Here is a 25,772-nt window from a genome sequence, read left to right on the forward strand (position 1 = left end):
CTCCCCCGGAACCGCCCACACCGCGCTCAACGACCACGGCAGATCCGAACGCGGCCCGAGGAACAACCCCAGGGCGTAGACACGCCCGCCAGCGGGCATGGCACGGGCGTAGTGGAACACCATCAGCCGTGAGAAGGTACCAAGCATGAGTGCAGTGAAATTCATCCTCAATATCATCTGGCTGATTTTCTGCGGCATTTGGATGGCACTTGCCTACGTGCTCGCCGGAATCATCTGCTGCGTACTCATCATTACGATTCCCTTCGGAATTGCGTCATTCCGCATCGCCGGATTCATCCTGTGGCCGTTCGGGCGGACGGCGGTGGAGCGGCCGGACGCCGGAGCGGCGTCCTTCGTCGGCAACGTGATCTGGTTCATCTTCGCCGGGTGGTGGCTGGCGCTCGGGCACCTGATCACCAGCATTCCGCTGTTCCTGTCGATCATCGGGATCCCCTTCGGCTGGGCGAACCTCAAGATGATCCCGATCTCGCTGATGCCGCTCGGCCGCGAGATCGTCCCCACCGACGAGGAGTGGGGCGCCCGGTAGCGGGCCCGTCACCGCGGGCGACAGCAGGACGGCTTTCGGTGACGGCTACGCGATCGGCACGGCCGAGTCCTCGGGCGCTCAGGCCGGCGGGAGGGCCCGGGCCAGGTCCTCGGCCTCGCGCAACTGCTCGACGCCCAGCCGACGGAGGTCCCGCAGCAGCAGGGCGGCGTCGGTGACGGCCTCGTCCGGCGCAGCGGCGGCCGGGGCGTCATCCGGCAGCGGGAGGCCGAGGACCGCGGCGAGGTCCGCCGCGGGCAGGGCCAGCACGGTGGCGAGGTCGGCGACCAGGTCCGGGGTCAACTCGGCCTCGCCGGAGGCGATCCGGCCGTAGGCGGTGGCCATCCGGGAACGGCCGGTCAGCAGCTGGACGACCTTCGCCGTGCCGTTCCAGCCGAGGTTGCGGGTGGCGACCATCCGCATCAGCAGGTTCCCCGGTGTGCGCCGGTCGGGCAGGGCGGCGGGCAGGCCCTCGATCCGCCCGCGGTGCCGGACGGACGGCAGCTCGGCGACGCCGGCGCGGAGTGCGGCCCGGGACGCGGGCGGCAGGGCGAGGACGAGCCGCAGCAGACCGGTGATCGAGGTGGTGGCCATGCCACCGGCCGGGGCGAGGTCCTCCGGCAGCGGGAGGTCGGCGAGCTCGAAGAGGTCGGCGGCGTCCAGGCCGAGGGCGGGCGCGAGCCGGCGCAGCAGCGCGGGCTCGGGCGCGGCGCCGGCGAGGACCGCAGCCACCTCGGGCTCGGCGGCTTCCGCCCGCCGGGCCAGGTCGGCGGGCGCCAGGCCCCGGTGGTCCAGCAGACGGGCCAGCAGGACGGCGAAGCCGGGGAGCTCGATCATGGCCGCCAGCCTAGACGCACCGCCGCTGCGGGCGGTGCGGCGGGTGTGGGCGGGCGTGCCCGCACGGGGGAGGTTCCGGGCGGGTCACTCGGCAGCACCCCGCTGAGCGTCCGTCCTGGCCGTTCGGGGCGCTCCCGCGGGCCGGGCCGGGGGCGCGCCAGCCCGGCTCGGACGCCCGACCGGCTCAGAACACGCCCGACCGGATCGCGTGCACCACGGCGTGGGTCCGGTTGCGGAAGCCGAACCGGGTCATCATGCCGCTGACGATGTTCTTGATGGTCCGTTCGGAGTAGCTCAGCTCCCGGGCGATGTCGGCGGTGTCGAGGCCTTCGGCCAGCAGCCGCAGCACGGCGACCTCCCGGGTTTCCAGCCCCGCCGCGGTCAGACCGCGCGGGCCCAGCACGTCGCGCTGGACCGAGCGGAAGCCGTCCACCAGCCAGCCCTGGACAGCCGGGGGCAGGTCGGTGCCGCCGACGGCCACCCGGCGTACCGCCTCCAGCACCTTGTCGAAGTCGCACTGCTGGCGCCAGAGCACACTGCGCAGACCGAGCTCCACCGCGCGCAGCACCTGGTGCTCGCGGATGCTCTCGGTGACCAGGACGACGCCCAGGCCGGGGTTGTCGGACCGGGCCGCGAACTCCTCCAGCCGGGTCATGGTCTCCTCGGTGACCGCGGTGGTGAGCAGCAGTGCGACGTCCGCGAGCGGGAACTCGTCGTCCTGGAGCAGCCGGAGGCCGGGGTGGCGGCGCAGCCCGAGGCTCGTCCCCTCGCCGGTGATCGGGTCGCTCGCGAGCACCGCGACGGAGGTCGTCCGGATCACGCCGACGCCGCTCGGGGCGCTCGGGGTCCTCAGGGTCGTGATGGTGTTCATGGGGTTCGGGCTCGCCTGTCCTCGACGGTTCGGAGGCCGATGACGCTAAGCGGGCCCTCTTGGCGGGAACTTGCACGTGGGTTGCGAGGCGCGCCGCGCACCACCCGGGGAGGGGAGACCCGGAGGGTGCGCGGCGCGGTGCGCCGGTGACGGGGATTCACCGGCGGTCTGGGACCCGGCTGTGACGGGCGGTCACCACCGGTAGTAGCCCGCCGACCAGGCGTTCCCGGTGGTCGAGACGCCGGTGCCGGTCGCGTCGTCGAAGGAGAAGCCGCCGATGACGGCGCCGTTGGCCTGGTGGAGGACGACGAGGTCCTTGCTGCGGCCGCTGACGCCGATCGTGGCGCAGGTGCCCGGGTTCACGATCGTGGTGGCGAAGTGCCGGTCGGGGAACTCCGCGTAGGAGGAGTAGTAGCCGTCGGAGCAGAGGGTGAACTGCCCCGGCGTCGCGGCCTGGGCCGCACCGGCCGGGGCGAGGGCGGCCGCGAGGGAGGCGGCGCCCAGGGCTGCGGCAGTGGCGAGGCGGCGCGCCATCGTTCCGTTCGGGCTCATCGAGGTCTCCCGGAAGGGTGGTCGGATCGTCTGACCCCGTGAGGTAACCGCGCACGGGTCGGTCCCGTCACCGGGCCGGGGCGCGCGGTGTCCCTCGGGCCACCGGTCGCTGCCCCGGAGACCCTCGACGGCCGAGCAGACCCGGGGCGACCGCGACCCGCAAGTCCGCTGCAAGTGCCCGCCGGAGACTGTTCGACGTGACACCGATCGATCCGGCCCGGGCCGAACCCCGCCCCCACACCCGCGAGACGGCGAGGATCCACCGGATCCTCCGCCGGGAGTCGCGGGTGACCACCCTCGTCGCAGCGGCCCCACCCCGTGACCACGAACGCGCCGCGGTCCTCGCCGGCGCCGCGAACGGCCTCCTGCCGGGCGGGAAGCCCGGGGCCCCGGCGCCCTCCGGCCGATGACGGTGGCGACGGTCAGGGCCGTCCCGGCGGACGGCGGGACGCTCTTCACCACGGGGCCGGTGCAGGCCGCGGCACCCGGTGCCGCCCCCGCCCGGCCGACGACGGCGGGCCGCCGGGCGGGGGCTGCCGACGCCACCTTCGGCCGCCATCCCGAGCACGGCATCGTGGCTGCCGACCGCACCGGCGGCGCCAACACCCGCTGGATGCTGCGGCGTCTCGGCTTCGGCGAGGTTCCGGGCCACCACCGGCTGTACGCGCTGACGGATCCGGCCCGGGACGGGGTGGCCCGCACCCGGGCCGCCGTGACGCTGATGCGCCGCGCCGGCTACCTGGTCACCGCCGACAGCGCCTTCGACGGAGGCTGCTGACGGGCCGCCGCTCAGGCCTCTCGGGCTGCTCGGGCCGAGCGCGGGCGGCCGGTTCGAGGCCGGTGCGCTCCGGCTCGGCCTCCCGCGGGACGTCGAACCACCCGTTCAGGAGGGCCCGTTCGAGGTCGGCGGGGACAGGGCCCGGGTCGAGACCGAGGTCCTCGACGACGACCGCGCGGGTCCGGCGCAGCGACGGCAGGGCGTCCGCCCGCGGGGCAGGCCGTACGATGCCGCCAACCCGCGTGCGGGCGAACGGAGTTCGTCGGGACGGGCGCTCTCGTCGAGGAGGCCCGCTCCTGGCCGGCGGGCCGCGCCACCAACCGAGCACCCCGGTCAGCCGCCGACCGGCCGGGCCGCGAACCCGCGCCGGGCGTACGGACATCGTGCGCCGGTCGCGGTCGGCCGTCACCCCGCTGCGACGTGCGCATTCACCCGGACCGGACGGGGACGGACGGTCGCTCGCGCCACTGACGACGCACCCGGCGGCCGCGGCATCGGCGCCGCGGCGTCGGCGCCTCGTCGCTCGGCGCTTCCGCGCAGCGACGGCAACGCCCGGCAGTCGCGCGAGGTCAGCCCCCGTACGAGCGCGTACGAGGGTGTGGGCTCAGGAACGCGCCGTCGCCCGGCGGACCCCGTACACGGCGGCGCCGAGGGCGAGGACCGCGGCGCCCGGCAGGACGGACGAGGCCGGGAGGGCGAAGGCCAGGACGAGGCAGCCGATCGCCCCGATGACCGGTACGGGCCTCGGCGGGCGGCCCTCGGCGGGTGTCAGGGTCCAGGCCGAGGCGTTGGCCACGGCGTAGTAGGCGAGCACGCCGAAGGAGGAGAAGCCGATCGCGCCGCGCACGTCGCCGACGGCCGCGACGACGGCGACCACCGCGCCGACCGCCAGCTCGGCGCGGTGCGGGACGCCGAAACGGGGGTGGACGGCGGCGAGCCGGTGCGGCAGGTGGTGGTCGCGGGCCATCGCCAGGGTGGTGCGGGAGACTCCGAGGATCAGCGCGAGCAGGGAGCCGAGGGCGGCGACGGCCGCCCCGGCGCGCACCACCGGTGCCAGACCCGGCACCCCGGCGGCCCGGACGGCGTCGGCCAGCGGCGCTCCGGTGTGGGCGAGGCGGTCGGGCCCGAGGACGGCCAGCACGGCGAGCGCTACGGCGGCGTAGACGACCAGGGTGATGCCGAGCGCGAGCGGGATCGCCCGGGGGATCGTCCGCTGCGGGTCGCGGACCTCCTCCCCGAGGGTGGCGATGCGGGCGTACCCGGCGAAGGCGAAGAACAGCAGGCCGGCCGCCTGCAGCACCCCGTGCCAACCGGCGTCCGCACCGGCCGTCCAGTGGCTGGGCTCCGCATCGCCGCTGGTCAGACAGGTGACGACGACGGCGGCGAGCACCGCCAGCACGATCGCGACGATCGCCCTGGTCAGCCAGGCGGCCTTCTGCACGCCGACGTAGTCGACGGCGGTCAGCGCCACCACCGCGGCGACGGCGACGGCGTGCGTCCGGGCCGGCCAGAGGTAGGAGCCGACGGTGAGCGCCATCGCCGCGCAGGAGGCGGTCTTGCCGATGACGAAGCCCCACCCGGCGAGGTAGCCCCAGAACTCGCCGAGCCGCTCCCGGCCGTAGACGTAGGTGCCACCGGACTGCGGGTAGCGGGCGGCGAGCCGGGCGGAGGACGTCGCGTTGCAGTACGCCACCAGCCCCGCCAGCGCCAACCCGATCAGCAGGCCGGACCCGGCGGCCGCCGCCGCGGGCGCCAGCGCGGCGAACACGCCGGCCCCGACCATCGACCCCAGCCCGATCACCACGGCGTCGAACACACCCAGGTGCCGCCGCAGCTCCCCCGGCGCCGACCCCGACCCCGCCCCCGACACGGACCCACTCATTGACCTGCACCTCTCCCTGCCGGGCCTGGACGACGGCGCACCCTACCGGAGCGAGGCGAACACCGGGAGGACGGCGGACGACGGAGCGGCCCGGGAGGGGCGGAGCCAGCGGGGCCCGGTCAGCCGGTGAGGCGGGCTTCGAGGGTGCGGAGGTCCTTCGCCAGGGAGGTGCGGACCTGGCGGGACATCAGCGGCGCGGTGAGCCGCTGGAGGCCGGAGGAGCCGCCGCGGACGCGGATGCGGGCGAAGGTGCCGGCCTGGGTGGGCTCGAAGGTGTAGGTGACGTGCATGTCCATCGGCCCGGCGACGGAGACCATGTCGAGCACCGTCGGCGGGTCGTACCCCGCGACCCGCAGCACGTAGTCGAAGGTGCGGCCGAGGAAGTGGGCGGTCCGGGTGACCTCGGCGCCCAGGCCGAAGCCGCCGTTGTCGGACTCCCGGGTGAGGGTGGCGCGGCGGATTCCCTGGGTCCACTCGTGGTCGTGGCGCCAGTCCATGGCGTAGTCGGCGACCGTGGCGGGCGGGCGGGGGATCAGGCGTTCCACTGTGACGTCGAGGGGCATGATCACACTCTCCCGCCGGGCGTGCCGGTCCGCTTGCGGGGCTCGCCCGGGCGGCGGGTCGGGTGCCCCGGTCAGCGGGTGCGGGGACCGGCGGCGTCACCGGGACGGTCGGCTGCGCCGCCGGGCCCCCGCCGGGCCCCCGGCGGCGCAACCGGCCGCGTCACAGCCCCAGGATCCCCAGCGCGGCCTCCCGCATCTCGACCTTGCGGATCTTCCCGGTGACCGTCATCGGGAACTCCTCGACCACGTGCACGTAGCGCGGGATCTTGAAGTGGGCGAGCCGGCCGGTGCAGTACTCCCGGACGGCCTCGGCGGTGAGCGGCCGGGCGCCCTCCCGCATCCGGATCCAGGCCATCAGCTCCTCGCCGTACTTCGGGTCGGGGACGCCGATGACCTGGACGTCGAGGACGTCCGGGTGGGTGTACAGGAACTCCTCGATCTCGCGCGGGTAGAGGTTCTCGCCGCCCCGGATCACCATGTCCTTGATCCGCCCGGTGATGGCGAGGTAGCCGTCCTCGTCCATCACCGCGAGGTCGCCGGTGTGCATCCAGCGGGCGGTGTCGACGGCCTCGGCGGTGCGCTCGGGCTCGTTCCAGTAGCCGAGCATGACGGAGTAGCCGCGGGTGCACAGCTCGCCCGGTTCGCCGCGCGGGACGGTCCGGCCGGTGGCGGGGTCGACGACCTTGACCTCCAGGTGCGGGCCGACCCGGCCGACGGTGGAGACCCGGCGCTCGACCGGGTCGTCGACGCGGGTCTGGGTGGAGACCGGCGAGGTCTCGGTCATGCCGTAGCAGATGGAGACCTCGGCCATGCCCATCCGTCCGATGACCTCCTTCATCACCTCGCTCGGGCAGGGCGAGCCGGCCATGATGCCGGTGCGCAGGCTGCCGAGGTCGTGGCGCTCGAAGTCGGAGTCGGCGAGTTCGGCGATGAACATGGTCGGGACGCCGTACAGCGAGGTGCAGCGCTCGGCGGCGACGGCGGCCAGGGTGGCGCCGGGTTCGAAGGACGGGGCCGGGATGACCATGCAGGCGCCGTGCGAGGTGGCCGCCAGGTTGCCCATCACCATGCCGAAGCAGTGGTAGAAGGGCACCGGGATGCAGATCCGGTCCTGTTCGGTGTAGTTGAGCAGCTCGCCGACGAAGTACCCGTTGTTGAGGATGTTGTGGTGCGACAGGGTCGCGCCCTTGGGGAAGCCGGTGGTGCCGGAGGTGTACTGGATGTTGATCGGGTCGTCGGGGGCCAACTCGCCCTGGCGCCGCGCGAATTCCGCGAGCAGCGCCGGTTCGGCCCGGCGGCCGGCGGCGAGCACGTCGTCCCAGGCGGGGCCGCCGGTGAGCAGGACGCGCTCCAACTCGGGGCATCGCGGCCGGACTTCCTCGATCATCGCGGCGTAGTCGGAGCTCTTGAACCGCTCGGCGGCGACCAGCAGCCGGATCCCGGCCTGGTTCAGCACGTACTCCAGCTCGTGGGCGCGGTAGGCCGGGTTGACGGTGACCAGGATCGCGCCGAGCTTGGCCGTGGCGTACTGGGTGAGCGTCCACTCGGGGCAGTTGGGCGCCCAGATGCCGACCCGGTCGCCCTTGGCGATGCCGAGCTCCAGCAGGCCGAGGGCCAGGGCGTCGACGTCGGCGGCGAGCTCGGCGTACGTCCAGCGGCGGGCGGTGGGGCGGTCGACCAGGGCGTCGCGGTCGGGGAAGGCGCGCACCGCGCGGTCGAGGTTCTCCCCGATGGTGTCGCCGAGCAGCGGGACGTCCGAGGTGCCGGAGGCGTAGCTGCGCGGGGTCGGCGTGGTCGGCACGTGGTGACTCCTGGGTGCGGCGGTTCGGGTCGGGGACCATGGTCCCGGTCCCGGCGCCGCGCCGCCACCCCCGAACGGGGGTGCCCGTCACCGCGCACCGGCCGCGGACGGCCCGCGCACCCGCAGCGCACTGGCACGGGGCGCGCACCACACGGCACCGGCACGGCACTGGCACGGCACTGGCACGGCACTGGGGCCGCCCGTCGGGTTCGACGGGCGGCCCCAGTGCGGGCGTCACGCGTTGATGCAGGTGTTGCCGATGGCCGGGTTCAGGATCGAGATGATGCCGATCGTGTTGCCGCAGACATTGGCCTCGATGTTGATCGGGATCTGGATCTGGTTGCCGGACAGCACACCGGGCGAGCCGAAGGCGACACCGTTGGCGGTGGCGTCGCCCGCGGCCGCCGTGCCGGCACCGGCCAGGACGGCCACGGCGGCGAGCGCGGTGGCGGCGAGGGTGGTGCGAATACGCATTTGCGTCACTCCTTGTGAGGGTGGCGAACATCCGTGTGACGATCACACTCGCACCGATCGAACTCGACGGCAGGCCGGGAGCGTCCGAATTGGTCACTCAGAGGGCGTGTCGCCCTCCCGCCCCGCCGGCGCGGGCCCGGCGGACCCGACGACGCTCAGTGATTCCAGCAGGTCACGCGCCGGATCCAGACCGGGTTCGGCCGCCAGCGCGCCGCGCAGCAGGGACACCGCGCCGGCCGCGTCCCCCTCCTCCAGGGCGTCCAGCGCCCGGTTGTAGTCGATCCGACCGGCGTAACGCAGCCGGTACAGCACCGACAGGTCCTCCCGGCAGGAGGGGCAGCACAGGCTCCGCGGGTCCGCCGCGACCTTGCACAGCGGGCAGAGCACCTCGGGCTCGGGCAGGGTGCTCATCGCGGCCCCGCCTCCTCCGGGCGCACCGGGCCGAGCGACTCGGCGCTCGGCTCGCTGCCGAGCTCCCGCTGCGCCTGCGCGTACAGGGCCAGCAGGTTCGACATGTGCCGGTTGACGTCCTCCATGTTGGGCGCCTCCACGGCGGCGTCCAACCCGCGCAGCTCGGCCATGATCAGCTGGGCCAGGGCGGGCGAGACCATGTTCTGGGTCACGTAGACGTTGCACATGGTGAGCATCCGCATGGTGTGGCCGAGCGAGTCGCACAGCTCGTCCGCCCGCTGGGCCGCGCGCATCGCGCCCTCCCAGTCGGCCGCCTCCCGGCGCAGCCGCAGCTCGGCGGAGACCGACCGGAGGCGGTCCAGGTCGCTCGGGTCGAGGTGCTTCTCGCAGTAGTGGATGAACAGGCTCAGGTACGCCTCGGAGCCGCGCACCCAGCGCTGCGCCTTGAGCTGGCGCTGGGCCCGCTCCAGCGCCTCGTCCACCGACTGGCCGCGGGTCTGGCCGGCCGCCAGGTCGTCCAGGGTGTCCATCAGCCGCTGGGCCTCGCGCATCTCGGCCTCGGTCAGCTCGCCGCCCCAGCGGTCGGTGAAGGTCTCGATCTGCCGCTGCTGCTCCTCGACCTGCACCTTCAGCTCCGGGTCGAGGGTGACCCGCTCCAGCTTGACGGTCTTCTCGGCGCCGCCCTGGATCCGTACGGACAGGGTGATGGTGCGGTCGCGGTCGAGGCCGAAGGCGACCTCCACCGGGGTGCGGCCGACGAGGCCCTCGGGCAGGCGCAGGGTGAGGTGGCCGATCAGCTCGTTCTGCTGGGCGATCTCGTGCTCGCCCTCGTAGACCGCGACCTCCAGCCGCTGGCGGCCGCTGCCGGAGACCACGAACTCCCGGCTGACCGGCGAACTGGTCGGGTAGCTGGTGTTCTTGGGGATGATGACGGCGAGGCGGCCGTCGTTGAGCTCGATGCCGAGGTTCTTCGGTGTGATGTCGAAGGGGTTGGTGACCTGCATCAACTCACCGCAGCCGGTGCAGATCTCACTGCCGGGCGGGCTGACCTGGCCGCAGGTGGCGCAGCGCAGGCCGACGTCCTCGGCCGCGGTGGAGGCCACCTTGGTGTGCCCGGGGGCCGCCGAGTTGAGCGCCTCGCCGCACAGTTCGCAGGCGGTGACGCCGGGGGCGGCCGGGGTGCCGCAGCGCGGGCAGTTGTCGCCGCGGACCACGGTGGTGGCCTGCTGCTGCCGGGGGATGGTCGCGCCGCCACCCGAACCGGCCATGTCCTGGCCGCACTTGGGGCAGTCGGCGGCCTCGGCGTCGACCGGGATGTGGCAGGTCGGGCAGGAGACCCGGGCGCCGCCGAGCAGGCTGGTCGCGCAGTTGGCGCAGTTGGAGGCGGAGAGGTCGCCGGGGGCCCGGCACTCGGGGCACTCCACCTCGCCGACCAGCGCGGACTGCACGGCCGCGCCGAGCGCCACGCACTGCATCGGGTTGACGCCGCGCCGGATCCGCCGGGGGCCGAACACCTCGCCGAGCCGCCGGCCGACCAGCGGGATCGCGGTGGAGCCGCCGACCAGTACCACCTCGTCGATGTCCCCGACGGTCAGGTTGGCCTGCATGATGGCCTTGTGGGTCAGCTCGATGGTCCGCTCGATCTGCGCCTCGATCAGCTCCTCGAAGCGGGCTCGCTCGAACTCGGTCTCCAGTACCAGCTGTCCGGCACCGAGGCCCGGCAGGATGACCTCGGAGGACTCCTGGTTGGAGAGCTCGATCTTGATGGTCTCGGCGGTGGAGGAGATCTTCGGGCGGTCGCGCAGGTCGGGCTGGTAGTCCGCGCCGTACTCCTCGCGGATGTCCTCCAGCAGCGCGGTGGTGATCGAGCGGTCGAAGTCGTCGCCGCCGAGCAGGTTGTCGCCCTCGATGCCGAGCACCGAGACCGAGCCGGGCACCAGCAGCAGGATGGAGATGTCGAAGGTGCCGCCGCCGAGGTCGTAGACCAGCACGGTCTTGCCCTCGTCGCCCGCCTCGGAGGTGATCCCGTACGCGAGCGCGGCGGCGGTCGGCTCGTTGATGATCCGCAGCACGTGCAGGCCGGCCATCCGGCCCGCCTCCTGGGTGGCCGCGACCTGCCGCTCGCCGAAGTAGGCGGGGACGGTGATGACGGCCCGGTGGAAGGGCTCGCCGATGCGCTGCTCGGCGTCCTCCTTGAGCCGGTGCAGGATGATCGCGGAGATCTCGATCGGGGTGTACGAGCGGCCGTTGAACCAGACGTTGACGTCGCCGTCGGTGCCCGCGGTGACCTTGTAGTCGACCTCCTTCAGGGCGGCCTGGACCTGCGGGTCCTTGAACTTGCGGCCCATGAAGCGCTTGACCGAGCGGATCACGTTGACGCCGTCGATGGCGATCCGGCCGCGTGCGGTGGAGCCCACCAGCAGCTCGCCCTTGCGGCCGCTGCCGACCACGGAGGGCGTGGCCTCCTGGTTCTGCCGGTTGAAGATGATCTCCGGCTCGCCCCGGCGCAGGTGGGCGACCACCGAGTTGGTGGTGCCCAGGTCGATGCCGAGTGTGCGGTACATGTCGTTCCCCTCTTGCCCCTCGTGGTCCTGGCTACTTCTTGCGCTTGGCGCGCTTGCCCGCGGCCGTGGCCCTGCGGCGGGCCCGGGGCGGGGCCGCCTTGGGCTGGGCGCGGAGGGCCGACGCGGCGGCGGGATCGGTGACTTCGGCGGTGGTGCCGGCGGCGGGTCCGGCGGCGGGTCCGGCGGCCGAGGCCTCGGGCTCCTCGGGCTTGTCCGGTCCCTCCACGGGCTCGTCCGGTAGCGCCGCGGGCTCCGGGCCCTGGAGCGCGTACTCGACCTCGGCCGCCGTCAGGGCCGGCTCACCCCCCGGTTGCTGCTCCGACTCCGGCTCCGGCTCCGTCGCCGCCTCCGGCTCCAACTCCGGCTCCGGCTCCGGTGCGGCGACCACCACCTGGGCCCGCCGCAGCACCTCGTCCTCCCAGAAGAACCCGGTGACCACCGTCCGCACCACGGTCTCCGCCGCCACCCCCGGCCGGGCCTCGACCCCGACGATCTCGGCGAGGTCCGGATCCGCCGTCATGCCCTCCAGCCGCATCGGACGGACCTTGGCCTTGGCGAGCCGGCCCAGCAGCCTGCGCCGGGTCGCCTCGATGCCCTCGCCGCGCCCGAGCGCCACCAGCTCGCGGTCCAGGCCGAGGGCGGCGAGCGCGTCGTCCACGTCGACCAGGATGCCCAGCAGTTCGCGCTGCTCGGCCCGGGCGGCCTGCCGCTGCTCCGTCAGCTTGCTCCCCAGCAGGGAGGCCCGGAAGAGCAGTTGGACGAACTTCCGCTCCAGGTCGACGTCCTCGACGCCCGGCGGGATCGCCAGCCGCCGGTGGCCGTCGAGCGGGGTTGCGGTCGATGCGTCGGTCATTCGGGTACCTCGATCTGCGGCAGCACGGACAGGTCGGCCGCGTAGCGGGCGGGGACGGGCGGTTCGGGGTCGGTGCCGGCCGGGGGCGGCTCGGCGAAGTCGGTGGCCAGTTCGGCACGGTGCAGCGCCAGCAGGGCGGGGACGAAGGGCAGCGGCGGGCGCTCGATCACCAGCAGCGGTTCGGCGAGGGCGGGGGCGAGCAGCCCGGCGGCCTGGTCGACCGGCTCCGGCGGGAGCGGCTGCTGGAGGTCGGCCTCCAGCCGGCGGTCCGGGTTCCGCAGCAGCGCGGCGGCCTCCTGGATCTGCTGGCGGGGGAAGCGGCCCGCCTTCATCGCCGGTCCGACGGCGAGGTTGATCTCGCGCACGCCGGCCGTGAGCGGAATGCCCAGGACCTCGTACGGCGACGGTTCAGGCAGTGGCATGGCGGGCGGTCTCTCTCCTCACGGCGGGGCGACGGTGGCGGGGCGACGGTGGCGGGGTGACGGTGGCGGCGGGGACCGAGGAGCGGGCGGAAGGGCGGGCGGGCCGTGGCGCGCACGGACTAGGACGACGGCAACTGCCGTGCGGTTGCCACGAGTCGGGGATGGGGCCTGTCTCCTGGACCCTTGCCGGGCCTGCGGCGAAATCCAAGAGACAGGCCCTAGTAGAGCGAGTTGATCCGCCGCTGCATCGCGCGCAGCTCCGTGTCGTCCGGACTGTGCTCGACGGCCTTCCGGGCCAGCTCACGCGCCTCCCGGAGCTGGCGGGCGTTGGCCCGCTGGACGGCGTACGAGCCGTAGACGATGCCGAGTTCGCGGTGCAGTTTGCCGACGTCCTCCGGGGTGCGGGACAGCCCGAGCGCCTCCTCCAGCAGCCGGATCGCGTCCACGTAGCGGCGGGCCTCGTAGTGGCCGATGGCCTCGCCGCGCCACACGCTGACCATCAGACGGCGGATGTCGGTCGAGTCGTCGTAGGACTTGGCCTTCTGCAGCATGGCGGCCTGGACGGTGAACGGCTTGTCCGCCAGGTTGTCCACCACGTGGTTGGCGAGCATCACCGCCACCCGCCGCGGGGCCTCGCGCTCGGCGTCGCCGTCCCACTCCGGGTCGGCGTCCAGCGCCTCGGTCATCCGCCGCACCGCGCGGACGCGGTCGTCGGCGAAGGCGGCGGAGCGGGCGAGGTGGCGCAGGACGAAGGCGAGGCCGAGCCGGTTGTCCGGGTCGGGGTTGAGCTCGATCAGCGCCCGCCAGGCGTCGGCGGCCTCCTCCAGCTCCGCGTCGGTGGCCTCGGGGCGGCTGAGCTGGCCGGCCCGGTTGCCGAGGGCGGCCTCCAGGAAGTGCCGGGCGGTCGGGTCGCCGGGGACGAGGTCCAGGCTCTTGCGCAGCAGTTCGAGGGCGCGGGGGTAGTCCTTGTCCTCGTTGTTGATCTTGCGGGCCCACTGGGCGTAGGTGGCGCCCAGGTCTCCGCGCACCTCGGGGTCGTCCGGGGCGAGGGCGTAGGCCTTCTCCAGCAGCTCGGCCGCCCCCGACTGGTCGTCCACGGTGCTCTTGAGCAGGGCGCGGGCCGCCCGGACGCCGGACTCGGCGGCGATCCTGGCGGCGTCGGCGGGCAGGGCGGTGCCGGGGACGGCCCGGGCGCGGGTGAGGCAGTCCAGGGCCTCGCGCCAGTCCTGGTTGCGGTGGTGCTCGCGGGCCTGGCTGATCAGGGAGGTGCCGAGCAGCGCCTGCCAGGCCTCGCCGCGCTCCTCCTCGGCCACCGCGTCGAGCGCCGCGACGGCGGCGGCCTGACGGCCCTGCAGCTGCAGGTAGTGCTGGGCGCCGAGCGGCCCGAACAGGCTGAGTGCCCGGGTGACCGGCGGGGCGTCGGGGCCGGCGGTGCCGCGTCGCCAGGCGCCGACGGCCTGCTGGAAGGCCTCGGCCCAGGCGGCGAGTCCGGGCTCGGCGCGGAGCAGCCGGTCGAGCGTGGGGCCGACCGTGAGACGGCGGGCGGGGCGGCCGGGCAGGGATATCCGGATGTCCTCCTGGGCGAAGGCGTCGGCGCTGTGGGCCTCCATGCCGAGGCGCAGTGTCCAGGCGGAGACCTCGTCGCCGCTGCGGCCGGCGGCCCGGTCGAGGGCGCGCAGGTCGTCCCGGAGGCGGTCGATGAGCCCGGTACGGGCGGCGGCGAGCCGCTGCGGGTCCGGGGTGCGGCCGGTGATCCGGGCGGACTCGGCCCACAGGTCGGGCTGGTGCAGGGCGGCGACCAGGCAGCCGAGCGTCCAGGCCCACACGTCGTCAAGGTCGGTCGCGGGAGCGGCCGTCCCTGGCTCTGCCGCCCCGGACGCGGTCGCCAGCCGGTAGCCGGCCAGGCCGAGGGCGTGCAGCAGCCGGGGGTGCGCCGGGTCCTTGAGCAGCAGGTCGCGGTAGCCCTCCCAGGCCTCGCGGTGGCGGCCCTCGGCGGCGTGCTGGTGCGCCTCGTGCTCGGCGAGCAGCACGAGGGTGTCGGCGGCCCGCGTGTGGCCGGGGGCCAGGAGCAGGGCCTGCCGCAGGTCGCCGGCGGCACGTCCGGGTCGGCCGTCGGCGAGGGCGGCGCCGGCCCGGCGGACCAGGACGGCGGCGCGGACGGCGGTGGCGTCCGCCGGGAGCTCGGCCAGCGCCTCGTCGTGGCGGCCGAGTTCGGCGCGCAGCAGGGCGAGGTCGAGCCGGACGGGTGCGGCGGCGGCGCTGTCCCCGAGGGCCGCCGCCCAGCCCGCCAGGACGGGTTCGGCCTGCTCGGGCGTGCCGGCCCGGCGGGCGCAGTCCAGCACGGCGCGCAGCGCGGGACCGGCGCAGCGGACGCAGCGCGGCGAGGCGGCGCCGTCGGGGGCGTACAGGTGGTCGGCGCAGGCCTCGCGGCCGCAGCCGCCGCAGGCGGCCGTGGCGGGCCGGTCGCAGGCCGCGCAGTCGCCGGCGGCGCGCGCGGCCGGGGACACGTCGGCGGACGGCGCCGCGGTGGGCGCCGGGCCCGCGGTCAGGAAGTGGCGGTACCAGTCCAGCGCGGCGGCCCAGTTGCCGGCCCGTTCGGCGAGCAGGGCGCGCAGCCGGGCGGTCGACGGGTCGCCGGCCGGGTCGGGCGGGCCGAGCAGGGCGATCGTCTGGGCCGGACGGCCCGCGAGCAGGGCGACGGCGGCCAGGTGGTAGCGGTCGCGCAGGCCGCTTCCGGCGTCCAGCAGGGTGCCGACCGGCTCGGGGGTGCCCTCGGCCAGGGCGAGGGCGGCGCGCAGCCGGGCCTGGCGGTGGCTGAGGGCGCCGGGCAGGGTGTCGGCGAGGGCGAGCGCGGCGGTGGCGCGCTCCCGCGCCTCGGGGCGGTCGCGGCCGGTGACCAGCAGGTGGGCGGCCTCGCGCAGGGCGGCCTCGCGCAGCGCGGCGCGGTAGCCGGGGGCGTCGGGGTGTTCGGCGACGGCCCGCTGCCAGAGTTCGCGGGCGGCGACCGGGTCGGCGGCCAGCCGGGTGCGGGCGAGCCGGTCGCGGGCCAGCGCCCGGCGGTCGTTCAGCTCCTCGTCCTCCAGCTGTTCCCAGCGGGCGAGGGCGCCGGCCGGGTCGTCGGTGCGGGCGAGGGCGAGGCCGTGGTGGAAGGCGGCGATGCCGGTCCAGCGGCTGCCCGGTTCGGTGTCGGACTCGGCGCGCAGCAGCGGCTCGGCCTCGGCGGTCCGGCCGGCGGCGAGCAGGGCGGCGCCGAGCCGGACCTTGGCGGGGCGCCAGTCGGGGGCCTGGTCGAGGCCGGCCCGGTAGTCGGCGGCGGCCTCGGCGTGCCGCTCGGCCCGTTCGTGCACCAGGGCGAGGCCGAACCGGGCGGGGGCGTAGGAGGGTTGGACGCTCAGGGCGGCGGTGAACTGCTCCCGCGCCTGGTCGTCGGCGCCGAGCAGCAGGGCGAGCCGGCCGAGGGCGTAACGGGGGCGGGGGTCGGTCGGGCTCTCCGCGGTGGCGGCCGCGAGGTCGCGCCAGGCGCCGTCGGTGTTGCCGTACCGCTGTTTGGCCAGGCCCATGAAGAGCAGGCAGTCGGTGCGCAGCGCGGGGCCGCGCCCCCAGGGGGAGGGCTCGCCGGGGCCGAGCTGCAGCGCCTCCTCGAAGGCGGCGACGGCGGGCCCGTCCTGGTGCCGGCTGTAGTACTGGACGCCCCAGCGGAAGTAGAGCTCGCCGCTGCCGCCGCGGACGGAGTCGGCGACCAGCGTCTCGGCCTCTGCGGCCCGGCCGGTCTCCTGCAGCAGGGCGGCGCGGGCGAGCACCGGCCAGTCGCGGCCGGGCAGGGCCGCGAGGGCGCGGACGGTGGCGTCCTCGCGCTGCTCGGCGGTGCCTTCACGGCAGCGGCGCTGCAGCCAGTCCAGGGCGCGGGCGGCGGCCTGGGCCTCCTCGCCGGGTTCGGCGCCGGCGGCGGTGGCCCGGAGGAAGGCGAGCAGCGGTCCGAGGTCGCCGTCCGGCGTCTGCATCCGCTCCTCGGCGAGGCGGCGCAGGCTCCACCGGGGCAGCTGGCCGGCCGGGTCGGCGAGCAGCGGGAAGGCCTCGCGGTGCAGGGCGAGGGTGGCCTGCTGGTCGCCGGTGGGGATGGTGGCCTCGGCCTGGCCGAGCAGCGCGAGGCCGCGCTGCGGGCCCAGTTCGGCGGGCCCGGCGGCGAGTCGTTTCGCCAGGCGGGCGTAGCGGCGGCGGGCCTGGGCGGCCTTGCCCGCGGTGAGCTGTTCGGCGGCCGCGGCCAGCGCCTTCGCCACCGCCTCGGCGTCCAGGGTCCGTCGGCGGCGCGCCAGTACGACGGCGGCCGCACCGGCCAGTGCCACCACGATCAGCAGCACCGCTAGCAGCGCCATGCACCGTCCCCCTGTGTCAGGATGTCGTCTGCTCCATGATCAACGCAGTTCGAACGATCATGAGTTGACGTCGTGTCGTGATGTTGCTCGGGCGCCATCAGAATAGGCCCTCGATCGGACAGACGAACAGGAAAGAGCACTATCCTGGGCGACGCACGAGCAGGACATGAACAAGCGCACCACCAGCGGTTCACCGGAGGCGCCGAAGGCGTCCGGGGCGTCCGGAGCATCGGGCGGCCGGTGACCGAGCAGTCAGTAACGTCGAGCGGTTCCTAGTGTCGGGGGTCGTGTGTCCGAGTCGCGTTGGGTGCCCGGGCTCCGGTTCGGGCCGGAGTTCGACCCCGAGCAGTACGAACTCCTGGAGTTCCACCACCGGGGCGGCGAGGCCGAGGTCTGGCGGGCGGTCCGGACCGGCCACAACGGACGCAAGGAACTGGTCGCCGCGAAGATCATGCTGGAGCGCGACCCGTCCGAGGTGCGGCGCTGGCTCGGCCGCTGGGACGACGTCTCGCACAACGCGCACCGACTGGGCGTCACCGACCTGGTGGTGCCCAGCTTCCTGCTCGGCCCCTCCCCGCACCGGCCCGGCGCGGTGCCCTCCGGCGGGCTGCTCGGCTACCAGATCTCGCCCTGGGTCGAGGGCGTGCCGCTGCACACCTGGGCCCGCACCCAGCGCGGCGGTCCGGCGGCGGTGGCCGAGGTGCTGGCCCGGCTCTGCCGGATCGTCGACGAGCTGCACCGCAAGCGCTGGGTGCACCGCGACATCTCCCCCGCCAACGTCCTGGTGGACGGCCAGGGTCAGGTCAAGCTGATCGACCTGACCTTCCTCGCCCCGCTCGACCACACCCTGACCGTCGCGGTGTTCACCCCCGGGCACGTCCCGCCCGAGGCCGAGCAGGTCGGCGGTTTCCCCACCACCGCCAAGGACCTCTTCGCGGTCGGCACCCTCGCCCGTACCCTCCTGCTGCCCGACCACGGCCGGCTCGACCACCGGCTCGCCGCCGAACAGGCCCGCGCCGAGCTGCTCGCGGCCGGGTACGGCGAGGAGGTGGCGCGCTGGGCGTGCGAGCCGCTGGCCCGCGACCCGGAGCGCCGCCCCGCCCCGCTCGGCCCCTGGGTCGGCCGGGGCCGCGAACTGCTGCGCGCCCACCGGCCGGTGGCCCGCACCGCGGGCCTGGCCGTGCTGCCCGACCGCTCCGGGCGCCCGCTGGTGGTCACCGGCGGCGCCGACGGCACCGCGCTGACCGGCCCCGGCCGCACCGGACACCATCTGCCGTCCGGCCAGGGGCCTGGAGCCGTCCGGGAGTTGACGGCCGGGTGGGCCGGGCGCCAGGGCGAGCTGGTGGTCTGTGCCGAGGACCGCGGCAACACCCTCTGGGTCGGCACGGCGGCCGGCTGGTGGGAGGCCGCCCGCGGGGTCAACGGGCTGGCCGGGGCGGTCGGTCCGGGCGGGGAGATGACGGTCTGGACGGCCGTCGGCGGCGCGCTGCGCTCCTACCGCTGGGCGCCCGGCCTCACCCTGACCGGCCACGAACTGGCCGGCTGCCCCGCCGACCGGGTGCTCGCGGCCGTCGAGGAACGCCCCGGCTGCTGGCTGCTCCTGGTCGAGCACGGCGGACGGGTGCTGAGCTGGCGGCCCGGCACCGCCCAGCCGCCCGCCCCACTCGGCCCGGCCGGCCCGGCGCGCGCCGGGGCACTGGCCCGCACCTCCGCCGGACCGCAGGCCGCCACGCTGCGCCAGGACGGCTCCGTCCAACTGCACACCCTCGGCGCCACCGGGCCCGGCACCGAGATCGGCGACGGCGAACCCTCCCTCGGCATCGCCATGGCCGGCCACCGCGGCGGCCCGACCATCGCCCTGGCCGGCGCGGGCGGCGTACGGCTGCGACTGCCGGCCGGCGGCACCTCCCGCCGCCCGCGCTGGTGGCGGCCCACGCTGCGCCCGGCCACCCGGGTCGCGCTCACGATGGGCGACGACTGGCGGCTCTGCCTGGCCGCGGTGGTGGAGGGCGAGCTGCAGGTCTGGCAGGAGGACGCGGCGTACCGCTGGCAGGCGGTGGAGCTGCCGGAGGACTGACCCGGGCGGGGGCGGGGCGGGTCGCTCGGGCCGGGACGCGGGAACGCCGAGGCCCCGGGACCCCGATCGGGGTCCCGGGGCCTCGGCCCGGCGGAGGAGGGTGGTCAGGCTCCTCGGTGCCTCCGCGTCTCCGCGTCCTTGCGCCTCGGCGGTTCAGCAGCTCCCGCGCCTCAGGGCCTCAGCGGAAGCGGCGCAGCCGGAGGCTGTTGCCGACCACGAAGACCGAGGAGAAGGCCATGGCCGCCCCCGCGATCATCGGGTTGAGCATCCCCGCCGCGGCCAGCGGCAGGGCGGCGACGTTGTAGCCGAAGGCCCAGAACAGGTTGCTCTTGATGGTGCCGAGGGTCTTGCGGGAGAGCCGGATGGCGTCCGCCGCGGCCAGCAGGTCGCCGCGGACCAGGGTGAGGTCGCCGGCCTCGATCGCGGCGTCGGTGCCGGTGCCCATCGCCAGGCCCAGGTCGGCCTGGGCCAGCGCGGCGGCGTCGTTGACGCCGTCGCCGACCATCGCCACGACCCTGCCCTCGGCCTGCAGCCGCTTGACGGTGTCGACCTTGTCCTGCGGCATGACCTCGGCGATCACGTGCTCCGGCGCGATGCCGACCTCGGCCGCCACGGCCTCGGCGACCGCCCGGTTGTCCCCGGTCAGCAGCACCGGGGTCAGGCCCAGCGCCCGCAGCTCGGCGATCGCCGCGGCGCTGGTCGGCTTGACCGCGTCGGCGACCTCCAGGACGGCCCGGGCCTCGCCGTCCCAGCCGACCGCGATCGCCGTACGGCCTGCGGCCTCGGCGGTGCGCTTGGCCTCGGCCAGGCCCTCCGGCAGGTACTGCGACCACTCGTCGAGCAGCGCCTCGCGGCCGGCCACCACCGCGTGGCCGTCCACCACGCCCTGGACGCCCAGGCCCGGGACGTTCTCGAAGCCCTCGACGGCGGGCAGTTCGCCGGCCTTGGCGGCGGCGTCGGCGATCGCCCGGGCGATCGGGTGCTCGGAGGCGTGCTCCAGGGCCCCGGCCAGGCGCAGCACCTCGGCCTCGGTGGTGGTGGCGGTGGTGTGGACGGCGAGCAGCGTCATCCGGCCGGTGGTGACGGTGCCCGTCTTGTCCAGCACGATGGTGTCCACCTTGCGGGTGGACTCCAGCACCTCCGGGCCCTTGATCAGCACGCCCAGCTGGGCGCCCCGGCCGGTACCGACCAGCAGCGCGGTCGGGGTGGCCAGGCCCAGGGCACACGGGCAGGCGATGATCAGGACGGCCACGGCGGCCGTGAAGGCGGCGGTCCAGCCCTCGCCGGTGCCCAGCCAGTACCCGAGGGTGGCCACCGCGAGGGTGATCACGATCGGCACGAAGACCGCGGAGATCCGGTCGGCGAGGCGCTGGGCGGCGGCCTTGCCGTTCTGCGCCTCCTCGACCAGCTTGGCCATCCGGGACAGCTGGGTGTCCGCGCCGACCCGGGTCGCCTCGACCACCAGCCGGCCGCCCGCGTTGACGGTCGCGCCGGTGACACTGTCGCCGACCCCGACCTCGACCGGGACGGACTCACCGGTCAGCATCGAGGCGTCCACCGCCGAGGCGCCCTCGACCACCACGCCGTCGGTGGCGACCTTCTCGCCCGGGCGGACCACGAAGCGGTCACCGACGGCGAGATCGGCGATCGGGATGCGCACCTCGGCCGTGCCGCGCAGCACCGTCACGTCCTTGGCGCCCAGTTCCAGCAGCGCCTTGAGCGCGGCGCCGGCGGTGCGCTTGGAACGGGCCTCGAAGTAGCGTCCGGCCAGGATGAAGGCGGTGACGCCGGCCGCGGCCTCCAGATAGATATTGGAGGCGCCGTCGCTGCGGGCGATGGTGAACTCGAAGCCGTGCCGCATGCCGGCCATCCCGGCGTCGCCGAAGAACAGCGCCCACAGCGACCACAGGAACGCGGCGCCCGTACCGAGCGAGACCAGGGTGTCCATCGTCGCGGCGCCGTGCCGGGCGTTGGTGAAGGCGGCCCGGTGGAACGGCCAGGCGGCGTAGGTGACCACCGGGGCGGCCAGGGTCAGCGACAGCCACTGCCAGTTGTCGAACTGCAGCGCGGGCACCATCGCCATCGCGACCACCGGCACGGCCAGCGCCACCGCGGTGAACAACCGGGCACGTAGCGGGGCCAGTTCGTCGGCCGGCTCGGCCCCCGCGCCGGCCGGACCCTCGGCCGCCGGGGGCCGGGGAAGCACGGCGGTGTAGCCGGTCGCCTCGACGGTGGCGATCAGGTCGGCCACCTCGACGTCGCCGCCGAAGGAGACCTTCGCCTTCTCGGTGGCGTAGTTGACGCTGGCGGTGACCCCGTCCATCCGGTTGAGCTTCTTCTCGATCCGGGCCGCGCACGAGGCGCACGTCATTCCGCCGATCGAGAGTTCCACCTCCGCTGAGGCGGGTGCCTGCGTCGTCATCGTCGCTCCTCGGGACAGTCGTTCGCGCGGTGTGCGGTCTGCGGTGCGTTCACCGGCCGACCCCACGTCCTACCCATCCGGGGTATCGGCCCGCACCGAGGTCCTTTATACCCCCGCGGGGTATGTCCGGCAAGCCCTGGCGATACCCGGGGCAGGTATCCCTCGACACGGCGGGCCGCTCGGCCCGGACACCCGGCCCGACGCTTGACTCGATACCCCCATGGGGTATTCACTCATGGGCGTCCCACTCCCCCGCACGCCCGAGGAGAACCCCGCCGTGAACACCGCGCTGCGCATCACCGCCTTCACCGCCGGCCTCGCCGCCGCCTTCGGCCTCGCCCTCGGCGTCGGCAACGCCACCGGCGGCGACCCCGCCCCCAGGCCCGCCACCACCGGCCACCCGGGGCACGACACCGGGAAGCCCGCCGGGCAGGCCGGCCACGACGGACCGGACTCCTCAGCCGCGGCGGGCGAGCACCTGCCCGGCGGGCTGCAGGTCTCCGAACGCGGCTACACGCTGAGCGTCGAGAACCCCTTCGTCACCGCCGGCTCGCCCACCGACCTGCGCTTCCGCGTCCTCGGCAGGGACGGCACGCCGGTCACCGCCTACCGGCAGCAGCACGACAAGGACCTGCACCTGATCGTCGCCCCGCGCGACCTGTCCACCTTCCAGCACCTGCACCCGACCCTGGCCGCCGACGGCACCTGGAGCGCCCCGACCGCCCTACCCGCCGCCGGGGAGTACCGGGTCTTCGCCGACTTCACCCCGGCCGGCGCCACCGAGGGCCTCACCCTCGGCGCCGACCTGCACGCCGCCGGCGAGCTGCGCCCGGCCCCGCTGCCGGAGACCGGACGGAGCGTCACCGTCGACGGCTACACCGTCACCCTCGCCGGAGACCTCACCCCCGGCCGCAGCGGCCCGCTCACCCTGAGCGTCAGCAAGGACGGCAAGCCGGTCACCGACCTCCAGCCCTACCTCGGCGCGTACGGCCACCTGGTCGCTCTGCGCGCCGGCGACCTCGCCTACCTCCACGTCCACCCGGACACCACCACCCCCGGCCCGGAGATCGGCTTCACCACCACCGCCCCGAGCACCGGCAGTTACCGCCTCTTCCTGGACTTCAAGCACCAGGACACGGTCCGCACCGCCGCCTTCACCCTGACGACCCCGACCACCCCGGCCACCCCGGCCACCCCGGCCACCCACGCCCAGCCGACCGAAGAACCCCCCACCCACCAGCACTGACCCCACCCCGGCCGACGACGACGTGCCCGCCGGCGCCCGGGACGGGTCAGTCCGTGCCCTTCGGGTGGCCGGTACCGGCGTAGGTGATCCACGCGGTGCGGTTGGCGTCGTCGAGCAGGTACCAGATGCGGCCCCCACCCGTGACCTCGTACTGCCGGCGTTCCAGGGCTTGCCCCTTGAAGGCGGCGGTGCCGAGGCTGCCCTTGAGCCGGTGCTGCCGGGCCGGGTTGTCGAAGGCCCGAGGTTCGGCACGGATCCGCTCGAACGCGCGACGCAGATCGCCGGCCGCCTGGCGGCCCAGCTGTTCCCAGCCTTCCGCCGCTTCGGAGTTGGCGAACCGAAGGTCGTACTCCGCACCGGTCGGCGGTGGCGCGGCCCGGTCTCCGCGCTTCGGGCTCACTCGGCCGCCTCGGGGAGGGGGGCGGGGCCGAGGTCGCCCTCGGGCTCCCGGGTGAGGACGGCGTACAGCGCGGGGTCCGCGTAGACCTCGGCGCTGTGCTTCCACTGGGTGAGCAGGAGGGCGATCGGGGTCAGGTTGTCCAGTGCCACCGCGCCGCGTGCCGTGTCGACCAGCTCGGCGATCAAGGCGTCGACGTCCTCGTCCGGCAGGAAGGTGCTCCACGGCAGGGCTTCGGGCAGCGCCTGACGCAGGGCGTCGACGTTTCCGGTCCGGACCAGTCCCGCGAGCAGCCGGGCGGTGAAGTCCACCACGGCGGCATCGCGTTCCATCTGGTCGACGCGCATCAGGGCGAGGTCCCCCGCGTCGCGCCGTCGGAGTCTCAGCGCGCGCACGGTGTCCAGTCTGCGCGCGGTCGCGGCGGGGTGGTGCAGCAGTTCGCTGAAGGGCACGTCCTCGTAGGCCGCAGTCATGACATCCACAGTGGCTCGGATGTCGAGCGGGATGCGCGACGACGGGTGGCCTCAGGGGTGGGGGTGGGTGGGGTGGGCGTCGGTGGGGCGGGGCGGGGGGCCGCCCATGGCGCGGAGCATGGTGGCGCCGCCGGTGCGGAGGAAGCGGAGCAGGAGGGCGGCGGCGAGCAGGAGGAAGGCGATGTTGAGCCAGGTGGTGTAGTTCCACTCGACGCCCGACATCGGGATCTCGGCCTCGCGGGAGTCGGGGACCAGGCCGAGGCCGCCGAAGACGAGCTCGACGACGTACCCGGCGAGGACCATCGCGGTGTAGAAGGTGCCGAGGAGGAAGAGGGCCATCCGGGCGCCGTAGTACTTCCGGTAGATGTTCAGGATCGGCAGGATCAGCAGGTCCGCGAAGATGAACGCGATCACGCCGCCGAAGCTGATGCCGCCCTTCCACAGCACCGCCGCGAGCGGCACGTTGCCGATCGAGCAGACGAAGGACGCGATCGCCACCAGCGGGCCGACCAGCGGGCCCCAGAGCTTGCCGGCGAGCGGATGACCGGCGAAGAAGAAGGCCTGCCAGAAGGAATCGGGCACCCAGGCGGCGATGGCGCCGGCGATGAGCAGGCCGAGGACGAGGTCCCGGAGGATCGCGGCCCACTCCATCACGAAGACGTGGGAGACGGCGGTGACGCCCCGACCGGACAGCAGCCGGCGGGCGAAGGACCCTTCCCCGGCCACGGACATGTCCATCGCCGCGTGCCCCTCCATCGAGCCGGCCCGGCCGCGCTCGGCCTGCTCGCGGGCCTCCCGCAGCAGGCGGTCGCGCAGCAGCCGCCGGAAGAGCACCGCGAGCAGCAGGATCATCACCGGCCCGCCGACGAACTCGGCCGCGGTGAACTGCCAGCCGAGCAACAGGGCCAGGATGACGCCGAGTTCGACCACCAGGTTGGTCGAGGCGATCTCGAAGGCCATCGCGGCGGTGAAGTCCGCGCCCTTGCGGAACAGCGAGCGGGCCAGGGCGACGGCCGCGTACGAGCAGGAGGAGGAGGCCGCGCCGAGCGCGGAGGCGACGGCGAGGGTGCGCGGGCGGTCGTCGCCGAGACGCCGGACCACGGTGGACCTGGGGACGACGGCCTGGACCACGGCGGAGAGCAGGAAGCCGAGGATCAGGGCCCAGGTGATCTCCCAGGTCATCGATCCGGCGATGGACAGGGCGTGCAGGATCGCGTGCATGGGGGTCCGCCTTCCCGTGGGCGCCGGGCCGGGCGCGCCGTGCTGTGGGAGTCCGCTGAGCGCCGGTCACGCTATACCCGTACGGGGTATTCAGGACCGCGGCGCGCCGACACCCCGCACCGCACCGCCCGGACGGCGCGGGCGCGACCACGGAACCGGCCCTCCCCCGGTGACGTCTAGGCTCGTCGACCGCGTGCCCGTCCGATCACGGCGAGCCATGGAGCTCCTTGGGGGAGAGCAGCCGATGCCCGACTCGGTGGGGTACACCGTCCAGCCCGACGCCGGCGGGATCGGCCCGAGGGGCGGCACCTTCCTCGCCAACCAGAACCTCGGGAAGGCCACCGGCTCGACCTACGAGTACGTCAACCTGAACACCGACGACGACCGGCGCGCGGCCGTCACCCGGATCGAGAAGGCCCTGGACGAGGGCAAGCCGGTGCCGTTCTGCGCCTTCGACGAGGCCGGCAAGGGCGGCTACCACCAGATGGTGATCGTGGCCCGGGACGGCGACCGGCTGCAGGTCTACAACCCGTGGGGCCAGTCCGTGTGGGTGACCGAGGACCAGTTCATCCACCACCACATCGACACGGGCGGACTCACCGGCGACGCGAAGATCAACCGACCCTACGGCGCGGAGCTGCCGACCTGACCGACTTCCTCCCCGACTCCGAACTGACCACCGGCTACGACGTCGAGTCCGCCCTTACCCGCGGCCTGCTGATCGACGGCACCGCCGGGGACCGGTGCGACGTCTCCGAGAGCATCCAGGTCACCGTGCACTGACCGGGGCCCGGCTTCGTCGACCGGCCGGGGCGGGGCGCCGGGGCGCGCTGCCGGGGACGCCGGCCGGAGTGGGCGGCCGGGGGCGGTGCCGGCCGGAGTGGGCGGCCGGCGCCCGGAGCGCTTCGGGGAGGCCCTAAAGCTTGTTGCAGAAGGGCGGAGACAGGGCATTTCTGCTGTATGGGTGGGGTGCTGCGGGCTGAGCCGGTGTGGGTGGAGACGTTCACGGGT

General features: G+C 74.8%; 21 protein-coding genes. 5 read left to right on the forward strand and 16 right to left on the reverse strand.

The features are described 5' to 3' along the window. The first annotated feature begins 145 nt into the window (after positions 1–145). Entirely contained in the window at positions 146–547 is a 402-nt protein-coding gene (locus ACIRD3_RS09010; protein ID WP_402213430.1) for a YccF domain-containing protein, read from the forward strand. A gap of 78 nt (positions 548–625) precedes the next feature. Here the strand turns inward: ACIRD3_RS09010 and ACIRD3_RS09015 are convergent, their stop codons facing one another. The 3 genes from ACIRD3_RS09015 to ACIRD3_RS09025 form a co-directional block, all read right to left on the reverse strand. Further along, entirely contained in the window at positions 626–1,381 is a 756-nt protein-coding gene (locus ACIRD3_RS09015; RefSeq protein ID WP_402213432.1) for a hypothetical protein, read from the reverse strand. A 184-nt stretch (positions 1,382–1,565) separates the two neighbouring features. Then, positions 1,566–2,252: a LuxR family transcriptional regulator gene (locus tag ACIRD3_RS09020; RefSeq protein ID WP_402213434.1), complete on the reverse strand. Its 687-nt coding sequence runs from the start codon at positions 2,250–2,252 to the stop codon at positions 1,566–1,568. A gap of 192 nt (positions 2,253–2,444) precedes the next feature. After that, on the reverse strand, positions 2,445–2,804 hold the full coding sequence (locus ACIRD3_RS09025; RefSeq protein ID WP_402213436.1) for a hypothetical protein: 360 nt from the start codon (positions 2,802–2,804) through the stop codon (positions 2,445–2,447). A 406-nt stretch (positions 2,805–3,210) separates the two neighbouring features. On the opposite strand from ACIRD3_RS09025, the gene ACIRD3_RS09030 reads away from it, so the two are divergent. Then, positions 3,211–3,582: a hypothetical protein gene (locus tag ACIRD3_RS09030; RefSeq protein ID WP_402213438.1), complete on the forward strand. Its 372-nt coding sequence runs from the start codon at positions 3,211–3,213 to the stop codon at positions 3,580–3,582. Between the two features lie 604 nt (positions 3,583–4,186). On the opposite strand, the gene ACIRD3_RS09035 is transcribed toward ACIRD3_RS09030, so the two are convergent. From ACIRD3_RS09035 to ACIRD3_RS09075, 9 genes are all read right to left on the reverse strand, one after another. Then, positions 4,187–5,464, reverse strand: a complete 1,278-nt coding sequence (locus tag ACIRD3_RS09035) for an APC family permease (protein ID WP_402213440.1) — start codon at positions 5,462–5,464, stop codon at positions 4,187–4,189. Positions 5,465–5,583: 119 nt separating this feature from the next. Continuing rightward, positions 5,584–6,027, reverse strand: coding sequence for an SRPBCC family protein (locus ACIRD3_RS09040; RefSeq protein WP_402213442.1), 444 nt, complete (start codon positions 6,025–6,027; stop codon positions 5,584–5,586). A 160-nt stretch (positions 6,028–6,187) separates the two neighbouring features. Beyond that, complete coding sequence (locus ACIRD3_RS09045) at positions 6,188–7,828, reverse strand: AMP-binding protein (RefSeq protein WP_402213444.1); 1,641 nt, start codon at positions 7,826–7,828, stop codon at positions 6,188–6,190. A 234-nt stretch (positions 7,829–8,062) separates the two neighbouring features. After that, positions 8,063–8,302, reverse strand: coding sequence for a chaplin (locus ACIRD3_RS09050; RefSeq protein WP_402213446.1), 240 nt, complete (start codon positions 8,300–8,302; stop codon positions 8,063–8,065). 93 nt (positions 8,303–8,395) lie between these two features. Continuing rightward, the gene (locus tag ACIRD3_RS09055; protein ID WP_402213447.1) at positions 8,396–8,713 is read right to left on the reverse strand and encodes a hypothetical protein; all 318 of its coding nucleotides are present in this window, start codon (positions 8,711–8,713) and stop codon (positions 8,396–8,398) included. Then, positions 8,710–11,277 carry an Hsp70 family protein gene (locus tag ACIRD3_RS09060; protein WP_402213449.1) on the reverse strand — a complete coding sequence of 856 codons (2,568 nt, stop codon included), beginning with the start codon at positions 11,275–11,277 and terminating at the stop codon, positions 8,710–8,712. Before ACIRD3_RS09060 ends, ACIRD3_RS09055 begins: the two co-directional genes overlap by 4 nt. A gap of 31 nt (positions 11,278–11,308) precedes the next feature. After that, positions 11,309–12,130, reverse strand: a complete 822-nt coding sequence (locus ACIRD3_RS09065) for a nucleotide exchange factor GrpE (RefSeq protein WP_402213451.1) — start codon at positions 12,128–12,130, stop codon at positions 11,309–11,311. Next, entirely contained in the window at positions 12,127–12,552 is a 426-nt protein-coding gene (locus ACIRD3_RS09070; protein ID WP_402213453.1) for a hypothetical protein, read from the reverse strand. Before ACIRD3_RS09070 ends, ACIRD3_RS09065 begins: the two co-directional genes overlap by 4 nt. A 218-nt stretch (positions 12,553–12,770) precedes the next feature. After that, complete coding sequence (locus ACIRD3_RS09075) at positions 12,771–16,925, reverse strand: hypothetical protein (protein ID WP_402213454.1); 4,155 nt, start codon at positions 16,923–16,925, stop codon at positions 12,771–12,773. A 289-nt stretch (positions 16,926–17,214) separates the two neighbouring features. Here ACIRD3_RS09075 and ACIRD3_RS09080 point away from each other — a divergent pair, with 289 nt between their 5' ends. Beyond that, positions 17,215–19,002: a hypothetical protein gene (locus ACIRD3_RS09080; RefSeq protein WP_402213456.1), complete on the forward strand. Its 1,788-nt coding sequence runs from the start codon at positions 17,215–17,217 to the stop codon at positions 19,000–19,002. Positions 19,003–19,180: 178 nt separating this feature from the next. On the opposite strand, the gene ACIRD3_RS09085 is transcribed toward ACIRD3_RS09080, so the two are convergent. Continuing rightward, complete coding sequence (locus tag ACIRD3_RS09085) at positions 19,181–21,424, reverse strand: heavy metal translocating P-type ATPase (protein WP_402213458.1); 2,244 nt, start codon at positions 21,422–21,424, stop codon at positions 19,181–19,183. Positions 21,425–21,701: 277 nt separating this feature from the next. Between ACIRD3_RS09085 and ACIRD3_RS09090 the strand changes: the two genes are divergently transcribed. Next, complete coding sequence (locus ACIRD3_RS09090) at positions 21,702–22,670, forward strand: hypothetical protein (RefSeq protein ID WP_402213490.1); 969 nt, start codon at positions 21,702–21,704, stop codon at positions 22,668–22,670. Positions 22,671–22,716: 46 nt separating this feature from the next. Here ACIRD3_RS09090 and ACIRD3_RS09095 read toward each other — a convergent pair whose 3' ends face one another. The 3 genes from ACIRD3_RS09095 to ACIRD3_RS09105 are packed head-to-tail and all read right to left on the reverse strand — an operon-like array spanning position 22,717 to position 24,761. After that, on the reverse strand, positions 22,717–23,070 hold the full coding sequence (locus ACIRD3_RS09095; protein ID WP_402213460.1) for a hypothetical protein: 354 nt from the start codon (positions 23,068–23,070) through the stop codon (positions 22,717–22,719). Continuing rightward, a complete protein-coding gene (locus ACIRD3_RS09100; RefSeq protein WP_402213462.1) occupies positions 23,067–23,540 on the reverse strand; it encodes a hypothetical protein in 474 nt (157 codons plus the stop codon). Before ACIRD3_RS09100 ends, ACIRD3_RS09095 begins: the two co-directional genes overlap by 4 nt. 51 nt (positions 23,541–23,591) lie before the next feature. Next, positions 23,592–24,761, reverse strand: coding sequence for a permease (locus ACIRD3_RS09105; RefSeq protein ID WP_402213463.1), 1,170 nt, complete (start codon positions 24,759–24,761; stop codon positions 23,592–23,594). Between the two features lie 244 nt (positions 24,762–25,005). Between ACIRD3_RS09105 and ACIRD3_RS09110 the strand changes: the two genes are divergently transcribed. After that, positions 25,006–25,410 carry a hypothetical protein gene (locus ACIRD3_RS09110; RefSeq protein ID WP_402213465.1) on the forward strand — a complete coding sequence of 135 codons (405 nt, stop codon included), beginning with the start codon at positions 25,006–25,008 and terminating at the stop codon, positions 25,408–25,410. The last annotated feature ends 362 nt before the right edge of the window (positions 25,411–25,772 follow it).

It is taken from the genome of Kitasatospora sp. NPDC093550 (genome assembly GCF_044764985.1).
Lineage (GTDB): Bacteria > Actinomycetota > Actinomycetes > Streptomycetales > Streptomycetaceae > Kitasatospora.

Bases quoted from the DNA above. Each gene is read 5' to 3' on its own strand.
- ACIRD3_RS09010 (WP_402213430.1), top strand. From the start codon at position 146: ATGAGTGCAGTGAAATTCATCCTCAATATCATCTGGCTGATTTTCTGC.
- ACIRD3_RS09015 (WP_402213432.1), bottom strand. From the start codon at position 1,381: ATGATCGAGCTCCCCGGCTTCGCCGTCCTGCTGGCCCGTCTGCTGGAC.
- ACIRD3_RS09020 (WP_402213434.1), bottom strand. From the start codon at position 2,252: ATGAACACCATCACGACCCTGAGGACCCCGAGCGCCCCGAGCGGCGTC.
- ACIRD3_RS09025 (WP_402213436.1), bottom strand. From the start codon at position 2,804: ATGAGCCCGAACGGAACGATGGCGCGCCGCCTCGCCACTGCCGCAGCC.
- ACIRD3_RS09030 (WP_402213438.1), top strand. From the start codon at position 3,211: ATGACGGTGGCGACGGTCAGGGCCGTCCCGGCGGACGGCGGGACGCTC.
- ACIRD3_RS09035 (WP_402213440.1), bottom strand. From the start codon at position 5,464: ATGAGTGGGTCCGTGTCGGGGGCGGGGTCGGGGTCGGCGCCGGGGGAG.
- ACIRD3_RS09040 (WP_402213442.1), bottom strand. From the start codon at position 6,027: ATGCCCCTCGACGTCACAGTGGAACGCCTGATCCCCCGCCCGCCCGCC.
- ACIRD3_RS09050 (WP_402213446.1), bottom strand. From the start codon at position 8,302: ATGCGTATTCGCACCACCCTCGCCGCCACCGCGCTCGCCGCCGTGGCC.
- ACIRD3_RS09055 (WP_402213447.1), bottom strand. From the start codon at position 8,713: ATGAGCACCCTGCCCGAGCCCGAGGTGCTCTGCCCGCTGTGCAAGGTC.
- ACIRD3_RS09060 (WP_402213449.1), bottom strand. From the start codon at position 11,277: ATGTACCGCACACTCGGCATCGACCTGGGCACCACCAACTCGGTGGTC.
- ACIRD3_RS09065 (WP_402213451.1), bottom strand. From the start codon at position 12,130: ATGACCGACGCATCGACCGCAACCCCGCTCGACGGCCACCGGCGGCTG.
- ACIRD3_RS09070 (WP_402213453.1), bottom strand. From the start codon at position 12,552: ATGCCACTGCCTGAACCGTCGCCGTACGAGGTCCTGGGCATTCCGCTC.
- ACIRD3_RS09075 (WP_402213454.1), bottom strand. From the start codon at position 16,925: ATGGCGCTGCTAGCGGTGCTGCTGATCGTGGTGGCACTGGCCGGTGCG.
- ACIRD3_RS09085 (WP_402213458.1), bottom strand. From the start codon at position 21,424: ATGACGACGCAGGCACCCGCCTCAGCGGAGGTGGAACTCTCGATCGGC.
- ACIRD3_RS09100 (WP_402213462.1), bottom strand. From the start codon at position 23,540: ATGACTGCGGCCTACGAGGACGTGCCCTTCAGCGAACTGCTGCACCAC.
- ACIRD3_RS09105 (WP_402213463.1), bottom strand. From the start codon at position 24,761: ATGCACGCGATCCTGCACGCCCTGTCCATCGCCGGATCGATGACCTGG.
- ACIRD3_RS09110 (WP_402213465.1), top strand. From the start codon at position 25,006: ATGCCCGACTCGGTGGGGTACACCGTCCAGCCCGACGCCGGCGGGATC.